This window comes from uncultured Thiodictyon sp. (assembly GCA_903837595.1).
Classification (GTDB): domain Bacteria; phylum Pseudomonadota; class Gammaproteobacteria; order Chromatiales; family Chromatiaceae; genus Thiodictyon.
On record CAILVI010000365.1, the window covers coordinates 1 to 23,718 of the forward strand.

The 23,718-nt window shown below is 65.2% G+C and carries 21 protein-coding genes; 1 reads left to right on the plus strand and 20 read right to left on the minus strand.

Annotated features, from left to right (window positions below):
* The coding region (locus QZY44_RS20995) for a polysaccharide biosynthesis C-terminal domain-containing protein (RefSeq protein ID WP_295451373.1) at positions 1-441 on the plus strand (441 nt) is incomplete at its 5' end.
* Here QZY44_RS20995 and QZY44_RS21000 read toward each other — a convergent pair.
* The 20 genes from QZY44_RS21000 to dsrA form a co-directional block, all read right to left on the minus strand.
* Positions 438-914 carry a hypothetical protein gene (locus QZY44_RS21000; protein WP_295451377.1) on the minus strand — a complete coding sequence of 159 codons (477 nt, stop codon included), beginning with the start codon at positions 912-914 and terminating at the stop codon, positions 438-440. The two genes, QZY44_RS20995 and QZY44_RS21000, sit on opposite strands and share 4 nt — an antisense overlap.
* Before the next feature lie 205 nt (positions 915-1,119).
* Positions 1,120-4,251 (minus strand): CARDB domain-containing protein, encoded by a 3,132-nt coding sequence (locus QZY44_RS21005; protein WP_295451380.1) that lies wholly within the window; start codon positions 4,249-4,251, stop codon positions 1,120-1,122.
* A gap of 438 nt (positions 4,252-4,689) precedes the next feature.
* Entirely contained in the window at positions 4,690-5,535 is an 846-nt protein-coding gene (locus QZY44_RS21010; RefSeq protein WP_295451383.1) for a hypothetical protein, read from the minus strand.
* 634 nt (positions 5,536-6,169) lie between these two features.
* Entirely contained in the window at positions 6,170-8,383 is a 2,214-nt protein-coding gene (locus tag QZY44_RS21015) for an RCC1 domain-containing protein (RefSeq protein WP_295451386.1), read from the minus strand.
* Positions 8,384-8,412: 29 nt separating this feature from the next.
* Positions 8,413-9,645, minus strand: coding sequence for a hypothetical protein (locus tag QZY44_RS21020; RefSeq protein WP_295451389.1), 1,233 nt, complete (start codon positions 9,643-9,645; stop codon positions 8,413-8,415).
* A complete protein-coding gene (locus tag QZY44_RS21025; protein WP_295451392.1) occupies positions 9,642-10,199 on the minus strand; it encodes a hypothetical protein in 558 nt (185 codons plus the stop codon). Before QZY44_RS21025 ends, QZY44_RS21020 begins: the two co-directional genes overlap by 4 nt.
* A gap of 8 nt (positions 10,200-10,207) precedes the next feature.
* Positions 10,208-11,146, minus strand: a complete 939-nt coding sequence (locus QZY44_RS21030; RefSeq protein WP_295451395.1) for a hypothetical protein — start codon at positions 11,144-11,146, stop codon at positions 10,208-10,210.
* A 252-nt stretch (positions 11,147-11,398) separates the two neighbouring features.
* On the minus strand, positions 11,399-12,772 hold the full coding sequence (locus tag QZY44_RS21035) for a cobyrinate a,c-diamide synthase (RefSeq protein ID WP_295451397.1): 1,374 nt from the start codon (positions 12,770-12,772) through the stop codon (positions 11,399-11,401).
* Between the two features lie 14 nt (positions 12,773-12,786).
* On the minus strand, positions 12,787-14,064 hold the full coding sequence (nrfD, locus tag QZY44_RS21040) for an NrfD/PsrC family molybdoenzyme membrane anchor subunit (RefSeq protein ID WP_295451400.1): 1,278 nt from the start codon (positions 14,062-14,064) through the stop codon (positions 12,787-12,789).
* Positions 14,065-14,083: 19 nt separating this feature from the next.
* Positions 14,084-14,857: a sulfate reduction electron transfer complex DsrMKJOP subunit DsrO gene (gene dsrO, locus QZY44_RS21045; protein ID WP_295451493.1), complete on the minus strand. Its 774-nt coding sequence runs from the start codon at positions 14,855-14,857 to the stop codon at positions 14,084-14,086.
* Positions 14,857-15,330 (minus strand): sulfur reduction protein DsrJ, encoded by a 474-nt coding sequence (locus QZY44_RS21050; RefSeq protein WP_295451403.1) that lies wholly within the window; start codon positions 15,328-15,330, stop codon positions 14,857-14,859. The genes dsrO and QZY44_RS21050 overlap by 1 nt, the downstream gene beginning before the upstream one ends.
* Before the next feature lie 33 nt (positions 15,331-15,363).
* Entirely contained in the window at positions 15,364-17,328 is a 1,965-nt protein-coding gene (locus QZY44_RS21055) for an NAD(P)-binding protein (protein WP_295451439.1), read from the minus strand.
* Positions 17,329-17,468: 140 nt separating this feature from the next.
* Positions 17,469-18,992 (minus strand): sulfate reduction electron transfer complex DsrMKJOP subunit DsrK, encoded by a 1,524-nt coding sequence (dsrK, locus tag QZY44_RS21060; RefSeq protein ID WP_295451444.1) that lies wholly within the window; start codon positions 18,990-18,992, stop codon positions 17,469-17,471.
* Positions 18,993-19,015: 23 nt separating this feature from the next.
* On the minus strand, positions 19,016-19,747 hold the full coding sequence (locus tag QZY44_RS21065; protein WP_295451451.1) for a respiratory nitrate reductase subunit gamma: 732 nt from the start codon (positions 19,745-19,747) through the stop codon (positions 19,016-19,018).
* Positions 19,748-19,822: 75 nt separating this feature from the next.
* On the minus strand, positions 19,823-20,161 hold the full coding sequence (locus tag QZY44_RS21070; protein ID WP_295451456.1) for a TusE/DsrC/DsvC family sulfur relay protein: 339 nt from the start codon (positions 20,159-20,161) through the stop codon (positions 19,823-19,825).
* Positions 20,162-20,198: 37 nt separating this feature from the next.
* On the minus strand, positions 20,199-20,507 hold the full coding sequence (tusB, locus tag QZY44_RS21075; RefSeq protein ID WP_295451468.1) for a sulfurtransferase complex subunit TusB: 309 nt from the start codon (positions 20,505-20,507) through the stop codon (positions 20,199-20,201).
* A gap of 9 nt (positions 20,508-20,516) precedes the next feature.
* Entirely contained in the window at positions 20,517-20,927 is a 411-nt protein-coding gene (tusC, locus tag QZY44_RS21080; RefSeq protein WP_295451472.1) for a sulfurtransferase complex subunit TusC, read from the minus strand.
* Between the two features lie 12 nt (positions 20,928-20,939).
* Entirely contained in the window at positions 20,940-21,332 is a 393-nt protein-coding gene (gene tusD / locus QZY44_RS21085; protein ID WP_295451478.1) for a sulfurtransferase complex subunit TusD, read from the minus strand.
* Between the two features lie 14 nt (positions 21,333-21,346).
* On the minus strand, positions 21,347-22,417 hold the full coding sequence (gene dsrB / locus QZY44_RS21090) for a dissimilatory-type sulfite reductase subunit beta (protein WP_295451483.1): 1,071 nt from the start codon (positions 22,415-22,417) through the stop codon (positions 21,347-21,349).
* A 71-nt stretch (positions 22,418-22,488) separates the two neighbouring features.
* Positions 22,489-23,718 (minus strand): dissimilatory-type sulfite reductase subunit alpha (dsrA, locus tag QZY44_RS21095; protein WP_295451488.1); only part of this gene is annotated, 1,230 nt, incomplete at its 5' end.

A 23,718-nucleotide genomic window follows, 5' to 3' on the forward strand; every position in this document is an offset into this window, starting at 1 on the left:
CTGACCGTGGTCCCGGTGCTGCTGTTTGCCAACCTGCTGCTCGGCATCTATGTCAACCTGTCCATCTGGTACAAACTCACTGACCGGACCCTGATGGGGGCCTGGGTCTCGCTGATCGGCGCGGGCATCACGGTCGGCGTGCTGCTCACACTGATCCCGCGCTATGGCTATGCCGGCGCGGCCTGGGCTCATCTGGCTTGCTACAGCGCGATGGTGGTGATCTCCTATGTACTGGGGCGGCGCTACTACCCGGTCCCTTATGACCTCAAACGGGTCTTCGGGTATCTGGTGCTGGGCTTGGCGCTCTATGCACTGAGTCGGCTGATGGTCGGTGGAATGGGTTGGGGTGCACTGCCGGTGGGCTTCTCACTGCTCGCACTGTTCCTGGCGCTGGTATTCCTGATCGACGGGCGGACACTGATCCGCCGCCCACAGGTTTAGGCCCTGGCGGCGATGCTGGACCAGCGATCGGTAAAGCGAAACGTGTAGACCTCGCCCGGCGCCCGCTCATCCCGACCCCAAACCGGCGGCGCGCCGATCAGTGCGGTGTCGCCGTCGTTGCCAACGGCGGCCTCAACGAAAGGAAAGGTGCCGGTGGAGGTGTCCAGGCAATTTTTCACAGGATCGATCTTCACGGCTACGTCGGCAACCGCTGCCGCGCTGGACAGGAGCTCCGCAGCAAGCAGTGCCCGCAGACACATTGACGATTTTCGCGAGAACACGCGCGAATTCAGTAGCGGCAAGCCGGCGTCCACTTGGCAGTCCCTGGCTGATGATCCGATACCAGGAGTTTCATTGACGTTCATTTGTTTGTCTCCAGTTCTGTGTTCACTCGTGACCAGGCAACCTGGCCCCCTTGCAATCGATTGCGGCGGGCGCGGAACGAGCCGATTCCCTTCGGCGGTGGCCTTCATCCGCTCCTTTATCCTCTATTGCCCGGAGGGCGGGGTAACAAGAGCCAAACGGCAGAGCGAACAAACAGCGGTGATCCCTGGCTGGAACTTGGGGGCAAGGACAGAGCGGATGCGCAGGCGCAATCCGAGGCGTGCGGCGATTGTTTAAAACGGGCGAGGCGAGGGGAATGGCACGGGGCCACCGCAATGGTGGCCCCGCCCCGCGTCAATTCCAGCAGTTGGCTGGTTGACCGTCGATCTTTACCCAGTAACGCATATCCGGGCTCAGGTTGCCATAGGCGTAAAATGCCCATCCACCGGGACTCGTACCGGTCGTCGGCCAGGGACTCGCGGAGTCCCCGACACTTCCATAAAGTCGGTTCAGCCCCATGCCCGGAAGCCGCCTCCCGTCGTGGAACTCCGCCATCCTCCAGCCTGCACCGAACTGGCTTTGGCACAGGGCGTCACCGGCGGTGACTGAGTTCAGGCTGGTACCCGCCGTCGGTACGGTGGCAGCCGTCTTGCCTTCTGCCCAGCCGTTATAGTAGTCGCACGTCATGGCCACACCCGGACAGCTCGTGGGCACGGCATAGTTCGGGCGCGGTGAACCATCGACCTTTAAACAGAGGACCGGCAGCGCGACCGAGCAGGAGGTCTCACCCTTATAGGCGTCGCAGTAGGTACCGCATCCGATGCGGTCGATACCCAGAGCATTGTCGTGCGCGCTGCCCCAGGTCATGCCCTTGCGCGCCGATCCCGGATTATCCGCGGCAAAGGTAGCGGTGCAGGTGGTGTCGGCGCTGAGCGCGAAGGCGGTACCGCAACTCGCCGGCGTCCAGCCGGTGAAGGTCGAGCCGGGCGCGGCGCGCGCAGAGGGGGTGACCTGGGTGTTGTAACGGTAGGTCCCGCCGCCGCCGATGGTTCCCGACCCGGTGCCGGCCTTGACCACGGTCAGGGTAACGTCATTGAAGCTGGTGTAGGTCTTGGTGTACTGGTTGTTGGCCTCGTTGGCCTCCGCGGTCAGACAGTCGCTGTCGACGAAGGCACGCAAGGTCTTGGCCCCGGCCATACCGGCCATACCGGCCCGCAGACCGCTGAGCATGAAGGTGCGACTGACGCCCGGCGCAAGGGGCGGCAGGAGCGCAGAGCGATCACCCATGGCGCGGCAGCTTTGCGTGGCTGCCTGATTGGCCCACACCTGGAGCCTTCCCGGCGCCCCGACCGACTGACTTTCGTTTTTCACCGTGACGGCGACACTGAAGGTGCCGCGCGGGAGCGGACTGGCGGGCATCAGAACGACATCGGTTACCACGAAGTCGGGGCCCGCGGCAAAGGTGGCGGTGCAGGTGGCGTCAGCCGTGAGCCTGAAGGCACCGCCGCAACGCGCTGGCGTCCAGCCGGTGAAGGTCGAACCCGGCGCCGCCCTCGCGTTAGGCGTGACCTGGGTGTTGTAGGCATAGGTCCCGCCGCCGCCGGTGGTTCCCGACCCGGTGCCGGCCTTGGCCAGGGTGAGGGTGACGTCGTTGACGGTGGTGTAGGTCTTGGTGGACTGGTTGTTGGCCTCGTTGGCCTCTGCGGTGACACAGGCGCTGTCAACGAAGGCGCGCAGGGTCTTGGCCCCGGCGGCACCGGCCGGCAGGCCCTTGATCGTGACCGTCTGGCTGGCGCCCGGCGCCAGGCTTGTCAGGGTCGCGGATTGATCACCCGTGGCACCGCAGCTTTGCGTGCCGGCCTGGTCGGCCCAGACTTGAAGCGTTCCCGGGGTCCCGGCCGCGGTACCCCGGTTCTGGACAGTGACCGCGACGCTGAAGGTACCGGCGACGGTGGGGCTGGTCGGTTCTTGGACCAGGGAGGTGACCACGAAGTCGGTGGATGAAGTAACAACCTGGACCGGGGTCCAACGATCGGTGGCCGTGCCGTCCCCGAGTGCGCCAAATACGTTACGCCCCCAGGCCCAGAGGCTGCCATCGGTTTTCATTGCCAGGGTGTGAGAACTAGTGGACGCCGCCACGGCCGAGACCCCGTCCATGACATGCACCGGACTCAAGCGATTCGTGGTCGTGCCGTCGCCGATTTGGCCAAACCCGTTCGATCCCCAGGCCCAGAGGCTGCCGTCAGTCTTGATCGCGAGGGTGTGAGAAACACCGGTCGTCACGGCCGTGACTCCGCTCAGGACCAGAATCGGGCTAAGGCTATCCGTGGTCTTTCCGTCGCCAAGTAGGCCATGACCCCAAGCCCACAGGCTACCGTCGGTCTTCAGCGCCATGCTATAGCCCCAACCCGCCCCAATAGCCACGACGCCGCTCATGACGGGGACCGGAACCAATCGAGTTGTGTGCGTTCCGTCGCCAAGCTGGCCATACGTGTTCTCTCCCCAGGCCCAGAGGCTCCCGTCGGTCTTGATGGCCAAAGCGTGCCCGTAACCACCTGTCGCCACGGCGGCGACCCCAGTCAGCACCTGGAGCGGGCTCGAGCGATCCGTGGTCGTGCCGTCGCCGAGCTGACCGAATTTGTTATATCCCCAAGTCCAAAGGCTGCCGTCAATCTTGATGGCCAGCGAGTGAATATGACCAGCTGTCACCGCCGCAACCCCGGTCAAGACCTCGGTCGGCGTGCTCGGGTAAGTATACGAGTCATTCGAGGTGGTACCGTTGCCGAGTTGGCCGAAATCATTTCCCCCCCAAGCCCAGAGACTGCCATCGGTCCTGAGGGTCAACGTGTGGTTGGCCCCGCCCGCCACCGCCGCGACCCCGGTCAGGACCTGGACCGGACGCCAGCGATCCGTGGCCGTGCCGTCACCGAGCTTGCCAAACCAGTTATTCCCCCAAGCCCAGAGGTCGCCGTCGGGCTTGATGGCCAGGCTGTACATGCTACCTGCTGCAATCCGCTCCATATCGGCAGTGCCCGCCGCCGCCACCGCCGCCACCAGGGGCGAGGCCAGCAGCCCATCCAACCCGGCGGCATCGACCCGCAGGGTGAAGCTGGATGAGCCCGGCACCCGCAACAATAGGTTATAAGAATCGGGAGGCAAGGCGAACAGCAGGTCCTGCGCCGCCTGATCCAGGTCGGTTTGCAGGAGTGTCGTCTGGATCGGGTCCGGCGGTGCGGCGGCGCTGGCCGGCTGCACCAGGTCCACCTGCACCCGGACCCACCCATCGCGCGCGACCCGCTCGCGCAGGTCCGCATCGCTCGCCGGCACCGTGCTCGTCAGCGCCACGGCGTCCGTGGTCACGGCGGTCGCGGTGGTCGCCGCCAGCGAGCCCGGCCCCTGGTTCAGGACCAGCACGCAACAGCAGGCGATGGCCCCGGCATGCCAGGGCCGCGGTGTGAATCGACGCCAAACAGATCGGATACTCATGGCGCTTTCCCCTCATTGTGCTCGTTGATTTTCGGTGAATCGGTTCGGTGGATCGGACCACCGGCCGTGACAGCCAGTCCGGCGGCTGGCGCCGCTCAGTGCTCCAGTTGCCGGGACTTGCGGCGACTCGTCGCGGCCGGGTGGCCGCTCCTACGGGGCAGGAGCAACCACCGACCGCGAGGAGGCGACCGTCATCTCCTATTGCCCGGGGGGCGGGGTGACAAAAACCAACAGGCAGAACGACCGATACGCGAAGTACTTGCCCAATCCCGAAGCGGTGTGACCAAGGAGGGTCCAGCGGAGTGAACCAGCGAGGATCGGTCGGACGGCGCAAGGCGGCCAGGGACTCCTGTCACTGCACCCTCAACTATTGCAGCCGTCGGAGGTCTTTCGGCAGGACCGCACCTGCGCGTCGGCGCGGTGATTGAGACCCACCGGTCAGATGCACTGGTCGGCGTTTCTCCGTGGCATCTCCAGATCCAACAGGGCGCCCCCGGGCCGCAACCGCACCGTCCCCTCCGGCGCATTCAAAATCTCCACCACAGACTCCAGACTCCGGATCACCGCCGCGTTGCCCAAGGCCGCGCTGATCTGCACCGCCCGCCCGAGCAGGAGCGTGGCCAGCATCAGTTCCCCTCGGCACCTGGCCCCCAAGCCATCGCGGATCGACTCGGCCAACTCCTGCTGCGCGTTGCAATAGGCCACCCGGGGATCGACCTGGGCGGCCAAGGCCAGGTCGGCGGTCCAATCCGCAATGACCCGCCCCCCGTCGATCGCGGTCTGCGCACCCCGGTGCACACACAGAACTTGCAGCCAGAAGGCCAGCGCCTCCTCGCCCGCCTCCGCAGGCGTCAATTCAGCCACCACGAAATAGTCGCGCGACTCGTTCCCCCAGGTGCCCAAGGGGACCTCAATGGCACCGCCGGCCGGGCCCCCCAGCCCGATCAGTTCGACGTATTCCGGGGACTGCTGTTGGACGCGGGTGATGCGGCAACCGCGGGGGGGCTCAAGGCGCAGCCTGACCTGGTCCAGATCGGCGGCGCGGGAGTCGGGAAGTGCCGCGCTGAGGGTCAGGACCACCTCGAGCCGGGTCGCCCCCGGCAGGAGGTGCGGGTTGTAGGATGCCTCGATCGAGAACAGTCGCTCGTCGGCCCCGGCTGCCGCGACTGGAGAGCAGCAGTGCTCCGGCGCACGCGCTGGCTGCGGTCCGGCACCCGAGCCACCGCCCGTGCGGCCTGTTTGGAGCAATTCTGGGCCATTGGCCCCGGCGTCTTGAATCATCACGACAGCCCCCATTTCAAAGTCCATCATCAAGCTCGGGGTGATCGGCAGGTCAGCACAGCCGCCACCCCTGGTAACGACTATGCAATAAGAGAGACAACGGCGAATCGGCGGAATTACCACAAGCGAGTCAGTAGAACGACCGACTCCGGCTCGGCATCGGAGCACCGGGCGGTTGAGTGTGTCCTATGACTTGCTGGCGCCGACCGGGCCGACCACGCACGCATCCGGGGACATCGTCTCAGTGATACTGACATTGATGTTCATGGGCTCTGCTCGCTTCTTGATATGCGCTTGCGATCAGGCAACCGCGCGGCTTCACCAGTGAGCGCGGCGGACGCGGACGTTGGCGGATACCTGCAACGGCTGTCGTCATCCCCTATTGCCCGGGGGGCAGGGTGACAAAAGCCAAAAAAAAAGCGGAGCGAGCGTAGCGGGGTGATCCCTGACCGGGACTTGGCGGTGGATGCGCAGGCCAAAACCCGGCGGCCGGGAAACGGCTGGTGGGCGCGTAGGAACGCCCGATGTGGAGGTTGATGCTGGCCATCCCTGGCGCTGGGTTCCGGCATCCGGCCGGAACGACGGACCTAAGCGATGCGGCCGAACGCGGCAGGCGGGGGTGGCTGGCCTGGGTCCCTCAGGGGGGCGAGCCGCCAGCGCTCTGCGGAATCGCGATTACCCGGACCGGACTGGGCCGACCGATCGTCGACCCGTCGCCCAACTGACCGCGCCGGTTGCGTCCCCAGGCCCAGATGTCGCCGTCGATCTTGCGGACCACCGTGTGGTACATCCCGCCCGCCATCGCCGCGACGGCGCCCATCACAAAGGTCGGAATCGCACGATAGGAGACGGGACCGTTACCGAGCTGGCCATACTCATTGTCCCCCCAGGCCCAGAGGGTACCGTCGGTTTGTAGGGCCAACGAGTGGTAATAGCCGCTGGCCACCGCCTTGACCTTGCTCTTGCGCTCGATCTGGACCTGGACCGGAAGCAACCGATCCGTGGTGGTGCCGTCGCCGAGTTGGCCATAGGCGTTATGCCCCCAGGCCCAGAGGGTGCCGTCCTCCTTCAGGGCCAGGCTGTGTCCCCAGCCAGCCGCCACGGCCACGACGCCGCCCATTACTAACTTCGGAGTCGATCGATCGGTGGTCGTGCCATCGCCGAGTTGGCCATACTTGTTCCAGCCCCACGCCCAAAGGGTGCCGTCGGTCTTCAGCGCCAGGCTATGACTCGAACCGGCCGCCACGGCCGCCACCCCGCTCAGGACTGCGACCGGGCTCAAGCGATCCATGGTGGTGCCGTCGCCGAGCTGGCCGTCCCAGTTATTCCCCCAGGCCAACAGACGGTTGTCCAGCGTGACGGCCAGGCTATGGTAGGTCCCGGCCGCCACGGCGCCGACAGCGTCGAGGACACGCACCGGGCTGGCGCGTTTCGCGGTCGTGCCATCGCCGATTTGGCCGTAGCGGTTCCACCCCCAAGCCCAGAGGCTCCCGTCGGTCTGGATGACGAGACCATGCCGCCAGCCAACCGCCACCCCCGCGGCCCGGTTGCGGACCTGGAGTAGCCGCCGTGCCCCCCCTTTGTTGGTACCCGCGCCGGGCGGATCATCCGCGTCGTAGCCCCAGACCCAGAGTACACCGTCGGTTTCGATGGACAGGCTGTGCGACTCATCGGCGGCAATCCTCTGCATATCATATGGATTGAACGGCGAGGGGAAGCGTTCGATGGGGCCGGTCAAACCCGTCGTCCGGCCGTTGCCGAGTTGCCCCCGTTCGTTACACCCCCAGGCCCGGAACACGCCTTGGGTATCGATGGTCAGGGTGTGATAGGTCCCGGCCGCCATGACCACGACCCCGGTGCGGACCTGGACCGGAGTCAACCGATCCGTCGCGGTCCCATCACCGAGCTGGCCATATTGGTTCCACCCCCAAGCCCAGAGACTACCGTCGGTCTTGATGGCCAGGCTATGGAAAGAACCGGTCGCCAGGGCCGCGACCCCGGTCGTGACCGACACCGGGCTGGTGCGCTCGATGGTGGTGCCGTCGCCAAGTTGGCCAAAGCTGTTCTCCCCCCAGGCCCAGAGGCTGCCATCGGTCTTGAGCGCCAGGGTGTGCCAAGCGCCCGCGGCCACGGCCGCCAGCCCCCCGAGCGGAACCTGAACCGGACGCGACCGATCCAGGTGAGTACCGTCACCGAGTTGGCCGTAATCGTTGATCCCCCAGGCCAACAGACTGCCGTCGGTCTTGATGGCGAGGCTATGCCAACCGCCGGCAGCCACGGACGCCACGCCGGTGAGCACCTGGACCGGTGCCCGTCGATACGTCGTGGTGCCGTCCCCGAGCTGTCCGCGTTCGTTGGCACCCCAGGCCCAGACGCTGCCGTCGGTCTTCAGCGCCAGGCTGTGATGAGCCCCCACCGCCACGGCAGCGACCCCGGTCATGACCGGGACGGGAGTCTGGCGGTACACGTCGCTGTTGTCGCCGACTTCGCCACGGTAGTTCACCCCCCAGGCCCACAGGCTGCCGTCGGTCTTCAGGGCCACGGTATGAAATTGACCGGCGGCGACGGCCGCGACCCCGGTCAGGACCGGCACTGGAATCAAGCGGTCGATGCGCGTGCCGTCACCGAGCTGGCCCTGCCCGTTGGCCCCCCAGGCCCACAGGCCGCCGTCCGGTGCGATGGCGAAGCTCTGTCCATCCCTGGCGGCAAGGCGCCACATACCGTTTGCACCGCCCGTTTGCGCCAGGGGGTGACCGAGCAAAAGGCTCAGCACCAGCACGAGACAGCAGGCGAGTATCGGGGTACCGGGGTTCCGTGGTAGGGAACGATGCGGCGCGGGTCGAACAGTCATGGCTCTTTCCTGATCTCTGGGTGCGTTCATTAGGGGTCGCCGCACAACACGAATTCGTCGGCCACAGCATCCAGGAACTGCTTGAGGTCCGCGGCGGGCGCGCCTTCCAGGGCCGGCAGCGGCTCCCGCGTGAGCACGGCAAAAAAGCGCCCATTTGCGGGGCGGCCGGCCGACGAACTGATCCGACCGGGGAGTATCAGCGGTAGCGTCTGACCCGCCAGCACTGGCCAGGGCTTGCGGTTCGGCCGCAGGTCCTCCAACACCCCACCCGCCTCATCCAAATAATAGACATAGAGCCAACCAGCCGCGGCTGGCCTGACCTCCAGCGAAAACCCATCCTCCGCGGAGAGAAAAGTACCGCTCGGACAGTGCCGCGGGGTGCGCTCACCGCTCTGGTGCTGCACCGCGCAGTCGGCCCGCAGGATCACCGGCCGCGGCGCCCAGCAGCGCTCAATGGTGGCGGGGTCCGTGGACAGCCTGTCGCAGCCTATGGGCGGCCGGACCAATAGACCGCCGATCAGGGCGATCACCAAGACCGCCGCCCGAACACGCCAACTCCGGCCGCGTGCAGTGGTCACCGCCGGCACCGGCTGACGCGCCAAGCGTCGCCAACTTGTCAGCAGGCGGCGCCACCACGAGTCCGGCCCCGGCGCGGTCTCCGGGGGCCAGTCCGACCCCATGTGGGCCAGGGCCGCGACTCCCTCACACTGCACGCCCGCGGCGATCAGACCCTGCAACCGCTGCCGCTCGTCGGTGGTGAGCGCGTCCAGAGTGTCTTGCGCCAGGACCAGCAGGGGGGCGGCAAGGGGGCGGCGCGTCAGCTCACAGGCGAGCGCCGCGAGCTTCTCGTCCATCCGCCCGACCGCCGCAATCGCGCCGTCGCGCTTGACCACACCGCTGGCGATGACCATCCGGCCCGCAAGCCGGGGGAGGCAGCCACGGGCGATCCGATCCGCCAGCGCCAGGGCCAGGGTATAGCTCGCACCGCAGATCTGCGCCCCATCGGCCACCACCAGTTCCACCATCAGCTGCCCGGTGGCGCCGCCCGACCGGCAGCCGCCGCACAGGCGCTCGCTGCGGATCGTGCCTTCGATCTCGTCGTCCTTGTGCAATTCATGCGCACGGGGGCCAGCCTGGGTCAACCGTGTGTAAGACCCGAGCTGACCCCAATCGATGACGCGCACCGCGGCCAGGCCCTGCTCGAGGTCGCCGGCCAGCGGGAAATAGATCAACGCATTAGGCGGGTCTGGCCGTTTGGTCACTGCGGCACCAGTTCCAGACGGACGCGATGGACCCGTTGCCACAACGGTTCTTCTCGTTGCCAGAAGCCCACCAGTTCACCGGCGGCATCCGGGTGTCCGGCCAGCCAGACCAGGCCCTCGCTGTCGAGGAGTTGGAAGCCGCCGGGGGTCGCGGCGATCAGCGGCGGCGCGATCTGCACGGCGATGCGCCAGGTCAGGCCCTCCAGATCAACCGGAATCAACGCAACGCTGTAATGCTCGCCGACCAACTGCACGGGGGCCACGGCCGGGGTCTCGTCCGCCGCCGCCAGCAACTGGAGCGGCTGGGGGCCGAGTGCCTGTGCCTGCCAGGCCGCCAGCGCCTGCGCCCGCGTGAGGTGGCGCAACCAGGCCAGGCGGTCACGGGTAGCGGCCGAGCGGGCGAGCAGCCGCCGCTCGGGTGGTGTCAGGGGCTGGCGTCCATCGATCACTGCCCGCAGGCGCTCATCCGCAAGCCGTTGCGTATCCTCCGGGTCCGTCGCCGCGATGGCGTTCAGGACGTCTTGGGTCAGTCGTGCTTGCCCCTGGTTCATCATGTGCTACCTCAGGATTCCAGATCGCGGCGCACGCAGGGGGCGATCTTGCGGACCCCGGCGGCGACGCGGTTGCGATGGGTCTGGCGGGTATGGCCGTAGGTGTCTTGAAAGACGCGGTCGGACATGGGCGGTACCTCGGTCCAATATTCCAGGATCAACGCGGCCCGCTCGGGTGCGGTCAGTCCCGCGGGGCTCGCCGGATGATGAACATAATAGGCGATGGTATCGGGCAGATCGGGCGGCAGTGGCCCGTCGCCTGCCGGAATATGTTCCACATCGCCTATATCCGCGGGGGGTAGGAACTCATAAAGATAAGACAGGACGCCCGCGACGGTGGTGACGTCATCGAGCCGATAGCGCGCACCCGGGCGCCGGGACTCCGCGAGGATGGCGGCCGCGAGCCAGGCGGGGTCTTCCAGTTGCCCCAGGGTCTTTATGCGCTCCGCACCCGGCAGGCCGGCGGCCTGCCGCTCCACATTACCGCTCACTACGACCAACAGGTGCTGGATGCGCACCCAGTTGCGCAACCGATGCTGCCCGGTGGGACCATCGACATCGAACCGGGCTTCGAAAAAATAGTGTGACAGTGTGTTCCAGAGGATCGCCCGCGCGTGCGCGTCCGTGCCCTGGCACCAGGCCGCGCACATCGGCTCAAGGCTGCGCGCAAGTTGCCGGGCCATCCGCTCCGGACTGTAGAAGAGGCGCAGGCACTGCCCCCAGCATGGGTCCGCTCCCGGGGCCTGGCTGCGCTCCTCCAGGTCCCGCCCGACCACGCAGTTGATCCAGGTCGTGACACATTGGATCAGGTGTGCGGGGTCCCCGCCTGAGCAGCCATCACAGACGCAGTCCAGCAAGGCCCGCGCGTGACTGACCACACAGACCTGGTGGAGTCGGCGTTTGTAGCCCCGCCACTGGCCATGCAGGAAGTCATAAACATTGCCCGACATGTGCGCGTCTCCAATCCTTACATCCTTAACGCCTGGGGGGACCGAGTGCCGTCGCGGTTGCTACGGTGACCGGTGGATCGGGAACGGGAACGGGAACGGGATGGTGCTGTCGTGGTTCAACAGAAAGTGGCACCGCGCCCTTTATCCTCTGGGGCGGAGGAGTCACGGGTCACAGGTCGGAGTTCCGCCACCAGCCTACCCTTGCGGTGGCTAGGATACAGTGGCGCACGCAGCCGTCAAGCAGCGCCGCGATCACGCCCCCAAGCAGCGCCGTACATGCCCGAGAAAGCGCCCGGTCCAGTTGAGTCCACCCACGTCGCGCAGGTGGGCGTAACTCGCCAGTAGGTTGCCCTGCACGATACCGTCGCAGCGCCCGTCGATACCGACCCCGCGCAGGACCTCATAGGCGTAGTTCCAATGCGGGTCAGGCGCCACGACCAGCGAGTGGTGGAACTCGTGGGCCTGGACCCGGCGCCCCGTGGGCAGCGGCCCGGGCCAGGGAAAGGCGTCAGTCTCTCGCAGGCTGACATAGCCACGCCCCTGGGGTTTGGACTGCATCTGCGCCTCGGCATTGAGCGCCCCGACCATGGCTCGCCGCTCATCCCCCCAACGCAGACCCCGGCACAGATACATGAGCCCACCGCATTCCGCGTAGACCGGACCGCCCCGGGCGATGAAGTCGGCGACATGGGCGCGCATGCCGCGATTGGCTTCCAGTTCGGCCATCCGGAACTCGGGGAAGCCGCCGCCGAGCAAGAGTCCGTCCACTGCCGGGAGTTCCGGGTCATCCACCGGGCTGAACGCGACCAGTTCGGCCCCGCCGGCGGCCAGTGCGCGCAGGTCGTCCGGATAATAGAAGCCGAAGGCGCAGTCCCGGGCGATGCCGATGCGGACCCTGGTTCCGCTCGGGACCGGCGGGGCCGCAGCGATCGGTGCCGGCGCCGACGCCGCTTCGGCCAGTTCCAGCAGCCGATTGAGATCCAGCACGTCTGCCACCCGGCGATGAATGCGCTCGATCCAGGCCTCGGCCTGCGCCGCCTCATTGCTCGGCATCAGGCCCAGGTGGCGTTCGGCAATGGTCAGCGACTCATCGCGCGGCAGGACCCCCAGAACCTGGATGTCGGTGTAGTGCTCCACGGCCCGGATCAGGTTACCGGCGTGGCGCTCGCTGCCGACCTTGTTCAGTACGACACCGGCGAGGGCGAGGTCCCGATCGAAGGCGCGATATCCCAGGAGCAGCGGTGCAATCCCGCGCGCCATGCCCTGGCAGTCGATGACCAGGACCACCGGGGCGCCCAGGTGCTTGGCCAGTGCCGCATTGCTGTTGGAACCCGCAAGGTCCGTGCTGTCATAGAGCCCGACGTTACCCTCGATCAACCCCAGGTCGGTGCCGGCCGACTCCAGCGCGAAGGCGGCGCTGATCTCGTCCCGCCCCATGGTATGGAAGTCCAGGTTGTAGCAAGACCGCCCAGCCGCCGCGCCGAGCCACAGTGGATCGATGAAGTCAGGCCCCTTCTTGAACGGCTGGACGCGCAACCCCCGGTCGCGAAAGGCGCGGCAGAGTCCGATGGCCACCGTGGTCTTGCCCGAGGAGCGATGCGCGGCGGAGATATACAGATGGGCCATGCATGCCGACTCGGCTAACCAGCCGATATTTCGCTGATATAAGACGCCTTGGAGGCGCCGGCGGGCGCGTCCGGGTCCTGCCCGTCCCCCGGCAGATCGGCGTCGGCGAGTGACTCGGGCAGGAACTGGAGCACCCGCACGCCGACGGCCGTGAGGAGCAGGGCCACCGCCACACCGCCTAGTCCGAGCAGGAGTTCGGGAAGGGTGGGGCGATAGGACGCCGCCCCCACCTTGACGCCATCCAAGAACCCGGAGTCCAGGATGGTGTGCCCCGGGAATATCGGCAGCGGGTAGACCTGGCTGCCGACGAGGATCACATAGAGTGCCGCGAGCCCCCCCAGGATCACCAGGGCACAGGCGGCGGCGATCCAGCGGCAGTCCCGCCTGGTACTCGGGTACCAGAGGATACCCAGCGGCACCAGGGTGCCGGCCAGGACCCAGCCGATCCACAACAGCACCGAATAGCTCCCACCGCCGAACAGGAGCCAGCCCACCAAGTCAGTGTTCTTGGCGCCATAGCCCTTGGTCAGGTAATAGACCAGGGTGAAATACAACACCGCCGCCACGAAAACCCCGAGCAAGTTCTTCAGTCGCCGCAGCAACTGCTCGCCCACTGGCCGTCCCTCCTGATCAAAACTGAACAGCAGCACCAGGATGAAGATGGCCAGCCCATAGGCCAGTGACATGATGATAAACATGGGTGCCAGGAAGGCCGTATCGAAGGCCTGCCGGGCGACCAGGAAACCGAAGATGGAACCGGTGGCGGTAGTCAGCGCGATCCGCCAGCCGAAGGCGACCAGCCCGATCGGCCGCTTGAATGCCAGGCCCATCCGGTCGGCCATGCTCCACAGATAGGCAATGACGAGCGCGATGAACCCCGTATAGAGGTAGATGTTCCAGGCGAAGATGGAACGCAGATTGTAGTGGGTGAGGGCCACCAGCAGCCGGTCCGGACGCCCCAGGTCGAGCACCAGAATGAGGAGCCCGCCGATCAACAGCGCCACCGCGAGCAGTCCGGACAGCCGCCCCAACGGTTGATAGCTGCCTTTGCCAAAGACGGTCGCGATGGACGCGACATTGACCGCCCCGGAGGCGGCGATGATCAGGAACACGGCAAAGACATGGGGGACACCCCACACCACGAAATTGTTCATCCCGGTGACCCAGTGCCCCTGGTGCTCCAAATAGAGCGCGGCCAGCCCCCCCAGCCCGATCACTACCGCCAGTAGCCCCAGGATGCCCCAATAGCGGGTCGGCGGGATACGCCATTCACGATAAACGATGCGTTTCATGCCTCTAAGTCCCCCGGGGCTAGACGCCCGCATACCGCACGCCGGTGTTGAGCGCCAGATCCTCGCGGAGCTGGCGGCTGGGCATGGCCCGCAGGGCCAGGCTGATGGGGCTCGCCGGGTCTTTCAGGTCACCGAAGACGATGGCGCCCTTGCCCGCCGCCGCGCAGGCATCCGCACAGGCGGTCGAGGCGAGTCCGTGGTCGCGCCGACTGACACAGAGATTGCAGCTCTCCACGCACCCCTTGCCGCGCGGAACTTGGGTGAGTTGATCGTGCATGGGTTCGTGGACGAAGCTGCGCGCCTGGTAGGGGCAGGCCATCATGCAGTAGCGGCAGCCGATACAGATGTGACGATCCACCACCACAATTCCGTCCGCCCGCTTGAAGGACGCCCCGGTCGGGCAGACGTCCACACAGGGCGGGTGCTCGCAATGCTGGCACATGAGCGGCAGGTTGGTCACCCGCCCGGTTAGGTCGTCGGCCAGCTTGACCTTGCGAACCCAGACCGCCTTCTGGTCGGTCCAGGCGGCCGGCGACTGTGAGGGCGGCTTGCTCTGGCGATCGAGCCCGTTCTCCCGGTCACAGGCATCGACACAATCGCGACAGCCGGCGGCGCACTTGTTGGTGTCGATCAGCAGGCCCCAGCGCGCGGCCGCGGTGACTGGTGCAGGATCGGGGTCGGCACTGGCAATCTGCAGGATGACCCCGGGCGCCGCCACCGCCGCGGTCACGCCGGCCGCCAGGCCGAACCAGGCCCGGCGCCCGTGATCGATCGTCTCATCTGGGTGCTTCATCATTGACCGCTCCCACGCAGGTCGCCCTCGGGTACGCCGCCACCCTGCCCGCCCGACGAACGCGCGGGCCCACCGCGGGGCACCCCGGAGTGGCAATCGAAACAGTCGACCTTGACTGCCGCGAACGCGTGGCAGGCAGAACAAAACTGCTGTTTTTCGTTGACCGCCACCGGTTGGCCATCCGGTGTGTGACTGACATGGCAGTCGATACAACCGGCCAGGCTGTAGCGGGTACCGCGGATGCCCTGGTGGACCGTCGCGTCACGCTGGTGCTTGATCAGTTCCATGTGGTTACGACGCATGAACGCCGTGGACTCGACGCAGGCGCCGAGCGCGGCCGCCCGTGAGCCTGGCTGCACAAAGCGCGGCGCATCGCCCGCCAAGGCGTCCTGGGCAGTCAGCGTCCAGCACAGCCCCAGCAAGGTGAGGCCAAGGCAGCCCCAGGCCGGGATTGACATTAGCACTCTAGCCATCGGACGCCTCCCAATGTATTGGTCCGCGACCAGTCACTCACCCAGCCCCATCTTGATGTAGCCGGTGGGACAGACATCCGCGCAGATATGGCAGCCGATGCACTTGGCATAGTCAGTGGCCACATAGCGGCCGGTGGTCCGCTCCGACTTGGGCACCCGATAGACGGCGACCTGCGGGCAATAGATCACGCAGTTGTCACACTCAAAGCACATCCCGCAGGACATACAGCGCTTGGCCTCGTCGACCGCCTGCGCATCCGTGAGCCCGATGACCCGTTCCTTGAAGTGACCGAGCACCCCCTGCGCATCCGGCACCTGTTCTTGGCGGTGGTTCTGCGCGTGATAGTTGAAGTGACCAAGGAACAGTTCGTCCTGGCCAATCACCTCGGCGCTGGAGCGATCCTCATAGTTGTGGATCGCCCAATTGCCGTCGTCGGTACCGCGCAGGTCACCCCGGGCCGGCACACTAAAGGACTCGGGCGTGCGCTTGACCTCGGCCAGTTTGTCCAACAGGTTAAAATGATGAACGTCGACCTTGGGACGGCGGCGCTGCCCGGCCTGTGACAGGTAGCCATCAATGGAGTCCGCCGCGATCCAGGCCTGACCGATAGCGGTGGTCAAGAGGTGCGGACGGATGATGTCGCCGGCGACAAAGTGGCCGGCGTGCTCCGGCACCTGGCCGAACTTGTCCGCGTTGATGAGTCCGCGGCCATTGTCGAAGGCCGTGAGGCCGGTGAGGTCCCCGCCCTGACCGATGGCAGAGACGATGAGGTCCGCCGCGAGGACCCGCTCGGTCCCCTCGACCGGGCTGGGACGCCCATTGGTCAGCCGGCAGTCGGCGACCTTGAGACCGGTGGCCCGACCGTCGGCACCCAAGATCACCTCCAATGGCATCACGCCGTCGAGGATGGTCACGCCCTCGTAGGTGGCGTCATGGACCTCGTGCTCGGAGGCGGTCATCTCGGCACGCACGAAGAGCGAGGTCAGGGTCACCTCGGCGCCCTCGGCCGCGGCGCTCAAGGCCGCATCATGGGCGACATAGCCGTCGTGGACCACGGTCTCCGGCAGTTCCTGGTGGCCGGTCTTGGTGATGTGGCCGAGACGGCGCGCCACCGAGACCACGTCGATGGACGTGTCCCCACCGCCGACGCAGACCACCCGCTCAGCGGTGACCTTCATGCGCCCCTCGTTGAAGGCCTTGAGGAAGGCCACGCCCGAGACACAGTTGGGTGTGCCTTCCCACCCCGGCACCGGAAGGCCACGGCCGCTCTGGCAGCCGATCGCCCACAGGACGGCGTCGAAGTCACGCTCCAGGTCGGCGACCTGCACATCCACCCCAACCCGGGTCTTGAAGCGGACCTCGATATCGCCCAAATCCAGAATGCGCTGGATCTCCGCGTCGAGTTGGTCACGCGGCACCCGGTAGCCGGGAATGCCGTAGCGGAACATGCCGCCCAGGCCCTCATTGGACTCGAAGATGGTGCAGGCGTGGCCTTTGCGCCGCAGCTGATAGGCCGCCGCCAAGCCAGCGGGCCCACCGCCGATGATGGCGACGCGCCGCCCGGTCAGCGGCGGGGCCGCCGCAAAGCGGTAACCGTTAGCGATGGCGGTGTCGCCGATGAACTGCTCCACCGCGTTGATCCCGACGGCCGACTCCAGTTCGGTGCGGTTACACCCGGCCTGACAGGGCGCCGGACAGACCCGGCCCATCAGTGAGGGAAAGGGGTTCGCGTCGGTAGCGCGGCGGAAGGCATATTCCTGCCAGGTCAGATCGGCCGGCGGCTTCTCCTGCTGACGCACGATCGCCAGCCATCCCCGAATGTCCTCGCCGGACGGGCAACTGGCCTGGCAGGGCGGCGTCTTGTGGACATAGGTCGGGCACTTATGGGAGTGGTCCTGGGCGAATATCTTGTCGGTCCATGACTCCCATTCCTGGTGCCCGTCCGCGTAGCGGCGCCAGGAGGGCTTGGTGTTGATCTCGTTAGCGGGGGTCGCCATCGCATGTCTCTCCTAACCAGTTTGACCCTGGGTGTTCTTGTCATTGCACAGCCCGGGGCGGCGCGCGACCGCCGCACCCGACATCGAGCGGGCGCCCGGACTCACGGCGGCGCGTCCTCATCCGCGTCGTCGGCGTGGCCCTACGCCCCGTCGCCATCATCAGCGTCGTCATACCGCGGGGTGAGCACGATGGCATTGGACACCAGTTGGTGGAGACTGATGACCTGGTCCATCTCCATTCCGTAGAAAGGCAGAACCTTGGTGAACTGGCTCTTGCAAATCGCGCAGATGGCGACCATGTGCGTGACACCCTTCTCCTGGATGACGTTGTTCAGGGCCTCCATGCGCGGTTTGGCACCCTTGACGCGCAGTTCGATCAGGTCGTCCGTGAGCAACCCGCCGCCGCCGCCGCAACAGAAGGTGCGGTCGCGGATGGTCTCCTCGTCCATGTCAAAGAAATGGTTGCAGGTCGCACGGATGATCGCCCGCGGGATCTCGAACTGACCGCCAGCGGTGTCACCCATGCGTGAGGCGCGCGCGACATTGCAGGAGTCATGGAACGTCAGGACCTTGTCGTCATTCTGGCTCTTGTCCAGCGTCAAGCGGCCCTGTTGGATCAGGTCCCAGGTGAATTCGCAGATGTGCTGCGGCACCGGGTAGCGCGGGTCGAGAAAGTCCCAGGGACCGGCCAGGCTGTTGAGAAAGCTGTAGCCGACCCGCCAGGCGTGACCGCACTCACCGAAAACGATTCGCTTGACTTTGAGCTGGATGGCGGCCTCGCGGATACGCATCGCGACCCGGCGCATATTCTCGTAAGAACCGATAAAAAGGCCGAAATTGGCCGCCTCTGAGGCCAATGTACTGAAGGTCCAGCTAAGGCCCGACTCATGCATGACCTTACCATAACCGATCAATCCATCGACATGGGGCTCGGCAAAGAAGTCCGCCGAGGGGGTGACAAACAGGATCTCGGCGCCCACCTGATCGATCGGGTAACGCACCCGCACCCCGGTGTCGTCGAATACATCCTCCTCGAGCCCCTCCAGGGTATTGACCAGGGCCGGACCGGGCAGGCCTAGATTATTGCCTACCTTATAGACTTTAGCGATAATCTCATTGCAATATTTCTGCCCGACACCAATGGCATCCATGATCTCGCGGGCGGCCATCGAGATCTCGGCGGTATCGATACCACAGGGGCAGAAGACCGAGCACCGGCGACACTGGGAGCACTGATGGAAATAGCCGTACCACTCGTCCAAGACCTCCTTCGTCAAGTCCTCGGCACCGACCAGCTTGGGAAACAGGCGCCCGGCCGGGGTGAAATACCGCCGATAGACCTTGCGCATCAGGTCCTGGCGCCCGACCGGCATGTTCTTGGGGTCCTGGGTGCCCAGGAAATAGTGACACTTGTCAGTGCAGGCGCCACACTTGACACAGGCATCCAGATAGACCCGCAGCGACCGATAGCGACCCAGCAGTTCACCCATCTTCTCGATGGCCCGTTGCTGCCAGTTCTCCACCAACTCGCCGGGGAAACCCAGTGGCGCCTGGAACTCGGGTTTGGACCGGAAGGGCGCACTGTGTGCCATGCTCCCCGGGGTGACCGGGGGCAGCTGCGGATACTGGCTCAGCACTGGGACTTTAAAGGTGGCCTTAGCCATGGTTCAACCTCCTGTGCGAGCGATCAGGGCCGCTCAAGGCGGGACGCCCAGGCAGCCAAGTGCCGGCGTTCCCGGGGGTTGTCCACCTGGTTACGCGTCGGGCTGAAAAAGAGCCCGGGGGCATGCAATAACTTACTATACGGGAAGATGATCATCAGACCGGCGACCAAGGCCAGGTGCAACAGCAACACGGGATCGGTCGGCAGCGGACTGAAATCGAAACGATAGAGACCAACGATGAAGGTCTTGACCGCCACGATGTCGGTATGGACCAGGAAATGGATCAGCAACCCGCTGGCCCCGATCAGGAGCAGCAGCCCAAGCATCAGATGATCCGCGGGTGCGGAAATATAGCGTACCCGATCCACCAAGAAGCGCCGCGCCCACAGGCCCAGGAGGCCGATCATCATGGCGAATCCGGCATAGACGCCGAACGGTTGAATAAACTCGATGAACGCCGGCACCGGATTCAGGAAATAGCGCAGGTGACGCAGGGTCACCAGAAAGAGTCCGAAATGAAACAGCCAGCCAAACATCCAGGTCCACTTGTTACCGCGAAACAGGCTCTCGAACAAGACCACTTCACGCGTCATGCGCAACACCACCCCGCCCCGAGTCGTCGGTGCCGGAGTGGTCGGGACTTTGAGCGGGGCCGGAGCAAGGGTGTACTGGACAACCTTATAGGTCAGCCCGGAGACGAACACCAGCGCGGCGCCATAGAACACGTAGGCATAGAGTTCGGTCAGAAACGACATACGCTACCTCAGTGGGACCGGTCGGGGCCTGGGGCGCGCCGGGCGCGCACGCCCGTGCCCCCGGCAAATCAGCGGTCAGACGCAGCCGGTCGGCTTCGGCAGTCCAGCGAAACGGCACGCCTGCTTGGCCGGGCCGTAAGGAAACAGACTGTACAGGTACTTGCTGTTGCCCTTGTCCGCACCCAGCTTTTTGCCCACCGCCTTGGTGAGCACCCGCACCGCCGGGGCGATCTGATATTCCTCGTAATATTCGCGCAGGAAATTGATGATGTCCCAGTGGTCCTGGCTTAGTTCCAGGTTGTCCTGCTTCGCCATCACCGTCGCCACGCCGGGCACCCAGTCATTCAGGTTGGCCAAATAGCCCTCTTCGTCCACGGCAAATTCCTTGCCATCGACATCGATCGTGTCAGCCATTGCGATTCTCCAGAGACGTGTTATCGGTTAAAAAAGACTACAACCAGGCCTGAACCTTGGCGTGTTGCACGGCCAGGGCCACGAATTGCGCGTAATCGACGACGCCGATACCGGGAATCAGGCGCTCCGCGGCAAAGCCGCGCGCCTTCAGATCCGGGCCCAGCACATAGATTTTAACCCGCTCGAGTGCATCGGTGATCAAGGGCACGGCCGTGGTGCCGCGCAGCCCGGCGTAAACCCCGTCCTCGATCAGCAGCACGGCGGCACCGGGCGTGGCAAATTTGAGGCAGGACGCCAACGAATTCCGCTCGAAGGGTGACTTGTTGACGGTGTGCAGGATGCTCATAGGACCCCCTTAGAAGCTGAAGACCACGTCGGCCGCGTCCATCAGGGCGCTGACGCGCGGCGCGTCGACCACCGTGACGATGTTCTCCACACTCTCGTCGGTGTCGAGGTCCTCCCAGGCGATCTGCAGCAGATCGTCCTGGGTCAGACCGCGCGCCGCCAATGAGTCGCGATCGACGAAGATGTTCTTGACCTCATAGTCACCCAGGGTGCGATAGGTCGGGGAAAAGTTCTTCATCCCGATCCCACTCGGGTCCTGCCCCTTGGTGAGCTGATAGACCCCGTCGTCCATGAACAGCAGGTTCACCTCCTGATCGAAGGCAGCACCGATCAGGACCACCTCCAGCGACTCCCAGGCATAGATGGTGCCGTAGGGTGCCTTGCGATTCAGGTACAAGAATTTCTTGATGGTTTCTGACATGACGTCGTGCCCTCAATCGCCGAAGACGACGAGCCGGTCGGCCTGGATCGCCGCCTCGACCAACTGTCCCAGACCGGAGATCCGAAACCGGGGGTGGATATTCGTCGCGTCCTTCTTATGACGGGTCGCCTCACCCTCGTCCACGACCCCGCGGCGCTGGGCCGCAGCCACGCAGACGACCAGGTCCAACTCATACTGCTCGGCCAGGGCCGCCCAGCGGTTGACGATATGCCGGTCATCCTGGGGCGGGGTGGTGAATCGCGTGGCGTTGTTGACCCCGTCGTGATAGAAAAAAACACGGAAGATCGCGTGCCCCTGCTCCAACAACGCCTTGGCAAAACAGTAGGCGGTATCCGACGCCTGGTGCTGGTAGGGTCCTTCGTTGATCTGAAGTGCAAACTTCATGTCGACCTCGCGGCTCAGAAGCGGATATAGGAAGAGCTGTTGAAGCTCGCGCGGGCGCCGCGCCAGGTATCGATGTGATACTTGGTGAACGGCAGGTCCACTTCCTCGAAGAAGCGCGGCCAACCGATGCGCTCGATCCACTCGTTGATCCGCTCCCAATCCCGCGCTCCGGCTTTGTACGCCGTCAATATCCGCTTGACAATCGCGGTGGCCTCCGGCCAGCGCGGCGGATTGTTGGGGATACCGGCGGCCACCAGCTTCTGAAAGCTCGGCTTACCGCGGGCGTTGGAGTGATTGCCGCCCACCCAGATAGCGAGCTTAGAGTGCTCGGGGTCATTGATCTGCATCGGCGGGCACGGCGGATAGCAGGCGCCGCAGCAGATGCACTTGCGCTCATCGACCTCGAGCGACGGCTTACCGTTGACCATGGCCGGGCGAATCGCCGCGACCGGGCAGCGGGCCACCACCGTGGGACGCTCGCAGATGTTGGCCACCAGGTCGTGGTTGATGCGCGGCGGCTTGGTGTGCTGGACATTGATGGCGATGTCACCCTGCCCGCCGCAATTGATCTGGCAGCAGGAGGTGGTGATATGCACGCGATTGGGCATATTGGCATTGCGGAACTCATCAATGAGTTCGTCCATCATCGACTTGACCACGCCGGAGGCGTCGGTCGCGGGGATGTCGCAATGCAGCCAGCCCTGGGTGTGGGAGATCATCGCCACCGAATTCTGCGTGCCGCCGACCACGAAGCCGGCCGCTTCCAGGGCCGCAATCAGGGGGGCAACCTTGGCCTCAGCGGCGACCAGAAACTCGATGTTGGAGCGCAGCGTGAAATGGACGTGACCCTCGCCAAAGGCGTCACCGATGTCGCACAGGGTGCGCAAGGTGAAGACGTCCAGGATGCGCTGGGTGCCGGCCTTGACCGTCCAAATCTCATCCCCGCTCCAGGCCACGTGTCGGAGCACCCCGGGGCGAGGATGTTCGTGATATTTCCACTGGCCGAAGTTCTTGCGCATCACGGGATGCATATACTGCCAGGGGTCCGGGCAGCCGGATTCGATCGGCTCGCGCGTGTCTGCCATCGCCTGTCCTCCAGTCAATCAGCGAGTTATTCGTCAGAACCCGGTAGCCGCCTGGGCGGCCACGCAGGCGGTCAGAGGTCTGCGCCGGGACCGGCTTCGGCGAGGCGCGCATACCAGGCCGCCGCGGCCTCGTCCCACTCGTCGGTGCGAATATAGGAGGACTGGCGGGGGTGGCTCAGCATGTTTGGGTCGGGCGGAATGCCGATGCCGTCGAGAAAATTGGCGAGCCCAATGCGCTCGATCATCTCACCGCAGCGCTCGTGCTCCAGCCCGTTGTCGGCCCAGAATTCGATGATGGTCTCGGCGAGTTCTACCAGTGAGGCGTAGTCCTCCTCGGTATCCAATTTCTTGAAGGGGACCACCACGGTGCCCATCAGGTCACCGATCTTGAGCGTGCGCTTGCCGCCGATCAGGATGGTCACGCCCTTGTCATCGCCGGGATGCAGGGCCTTGGGCATCACGTTCAGGCAGTGCATACAGCGCACGCAGGCGCGGTTATCCACCTTGAGGGTGTCGTCGTCATTCAGGCTCACTGCTTGGGTCGGGCAGCGTATAACGACATTGTCGATATAATACTGACGGCCCTTCTCTTTGACATAGTTCTGCACCTCAACCTGATCGATCTTCAGATCGTCGCGCCAGGTACCGAGGATCGCGAAGTCCGAGCGCTCGATGGCGTTTTGGCAGTCGTTGGCGCAGCCGGAGACCTTGAACTTGAATTTGTAGGGCAGTGCCGGGCGATGCACGTCATCGACGAAGCGGTTGACCAGCATCCGATGGGCCTTCAGCTCATTGGTGCAGGACATCTCGCAGCGGGCCGAGCCGACACAGGACATGGCGGTCCGCACGCAGGGACCGGCGCCACCCAAGTCCCAGCCATAGGCGTTGATCTCGTCGAAAAATGGCTGGGTGTTCTTGGTGTCGGCACCAATGAACATGATGTTGCCGGTCTGGCCGTGGAAGGTGATCAGGCCGGAGCCGTATTTCTCCCAACTATCGGCCAACTGGCGCAGCATCGCGGTCGTGTAATGGTTGCCCGCCGGCGGCTGCACGCGCAACGTATGGAATTCCTTGGACTCCGGGAAGGCCTTGGCGACCTCCGAGAAGCGCGGGATGATACCGCCGCCGTACCCGAGCACGGAGACGGTGCCTCCTTTCCAATAACCCTTGCGGGTCTCATAGGAGTGCTCCAATTGCCCGAGCAGGCTATTGGACATCTGGTTGATCCGCTCGTCCGGATGCTGATCACGCAGACGCTTGATTCCGGAGATAAAGCTCGGCCAGGAACCGGTCTCCAGTTC

What these genes read in the sequence shown, in the direction of transcription:
- QZY44_RS21035 (WP_295451397.1), bottom strand. Translation starts at nt 12,772, where the DNA reads ATGGCCCATCTGTATATCTCCGCCGCGCATCGCTCCTCGGGCAAGACC.
- tusD (WP_295451478.1), bottom strand. Translation starts at nt 21,332, where the DNA reads ATGAAGTTTGCACTTCAGATCAACGAAGGACCCTACCAGCACCAGGCG.
- dsrB (WP_295451483.1), bottom strand. Translation starts at nt 22,417, where the DNA reads ATGGCAGACACGCGCGAGCCGATCGAATCCGGCTGCCCGGACCCCTGG.
- QZY44_RS21000 (WP_295451377.1), bottom strand. Translation starts at nt 914, where the DNA reads ATGAAGGCCACCGCCGAAGGGAATCGGCTCGTTCCGCGCCCGCCGCAA.
- tusC (WP_295451472.1), bottom strand. Translation starts at nt 20,927, where the DNA reads ATGTCAGAAACCATCAAGAAATTCTTGTACCTGAATCGCAAGGCACCC.
- QZY44_RS21030 (WP_295451395.1), bottom strand. Translation starts at nt 11,146, where the DNA reads ATGTCGGGCAATGTTTATGACTTCCTGCATGGCCAGTGGCGGGGCTAC.
- QZY44_RS21070 (WP_295451456.1), bottom strand. Translation starts at nt 20,161, where the DNA reads ATGGCTGACACGATCGATGTCGATGGCAAGGAATTTGCCGTGGACGAA.
- nrfD (WP_295451400.1), bottom strand. Translation starts at nt 14,064, where the DNA reads ATGAAACGCATCGTTTATCGTGAATGGCGTATCCCGCCGACCCGCTAT.
- QZY44_RS21055 (WP_295451439.1), bottom strand. Translation starts at nt 17,328, where the DNA reads ATGGCGACCCCCGCTAACGAGATCAACACCAAGCCCTCCTGGCGCCGC.
- QZY44_RS21065 (WP_295451451.1), bottom strand. Translation starts at nt 19,747, where the DNA reads ATGTCGTTTCTGACCGAACTCTATGCCTACGTGTTCTATGGCGCCGCG.
- QZY44_RS21050 (WP_295451403.1), bottom strand. Translation starts at nt 15,330, where the DNA reads ATGGCTAGAGTGCTAATGTCAATCCCGGCCTGGGGCTGCCTTGGCCTC.
- QZY44_RS21015 (WP_295451386.1), bottom strand. Translation starts at nt 8,383, where the DNA reads ATGACTGTTCGACCCGCGCCGCATCGTTCCCTACCACGGAACCCCGGT.
- QZY44_RS21025 (WP_295451392.1), bottom strand. Translation starts at nt 10,199, where the DNA reads ATGATGAACCAGGGGCAAGCACGACTGACCCAAGACGTCCTGAACGCC.
- QZY44_RS21005 (WP_295451380.1), bottom strand. Translation starts at nt 4,251, where the DNA reads ATGAGTATCCGATCTGTTTGGCGTCGATTCACACCGCGGCCCTGGCAT.
- dsrK (WP_295451444.1), bottom strand. Translation starts at nt 18,992, where the DNA reads ATGGCTAAGGCCACCTTTAAAGTCCCAGTGCTGAGCCAGTATCCGCAG.
- tusB (WP_295451468.1), bottom strand. Translation starts at nt 20,507, where the DNA reads ATGAGCATCCTGCACACCGTCAACAAGTCACCCTTCGAGCGGAATTCG.
- dsrO (WP_295451493.1), bottom strand. Translation starts at nt 14,857, where the DNA reads ATGAAGCACCCAGATGAGACGATCGATCACGGGCGCCGGGCCTGGTTC.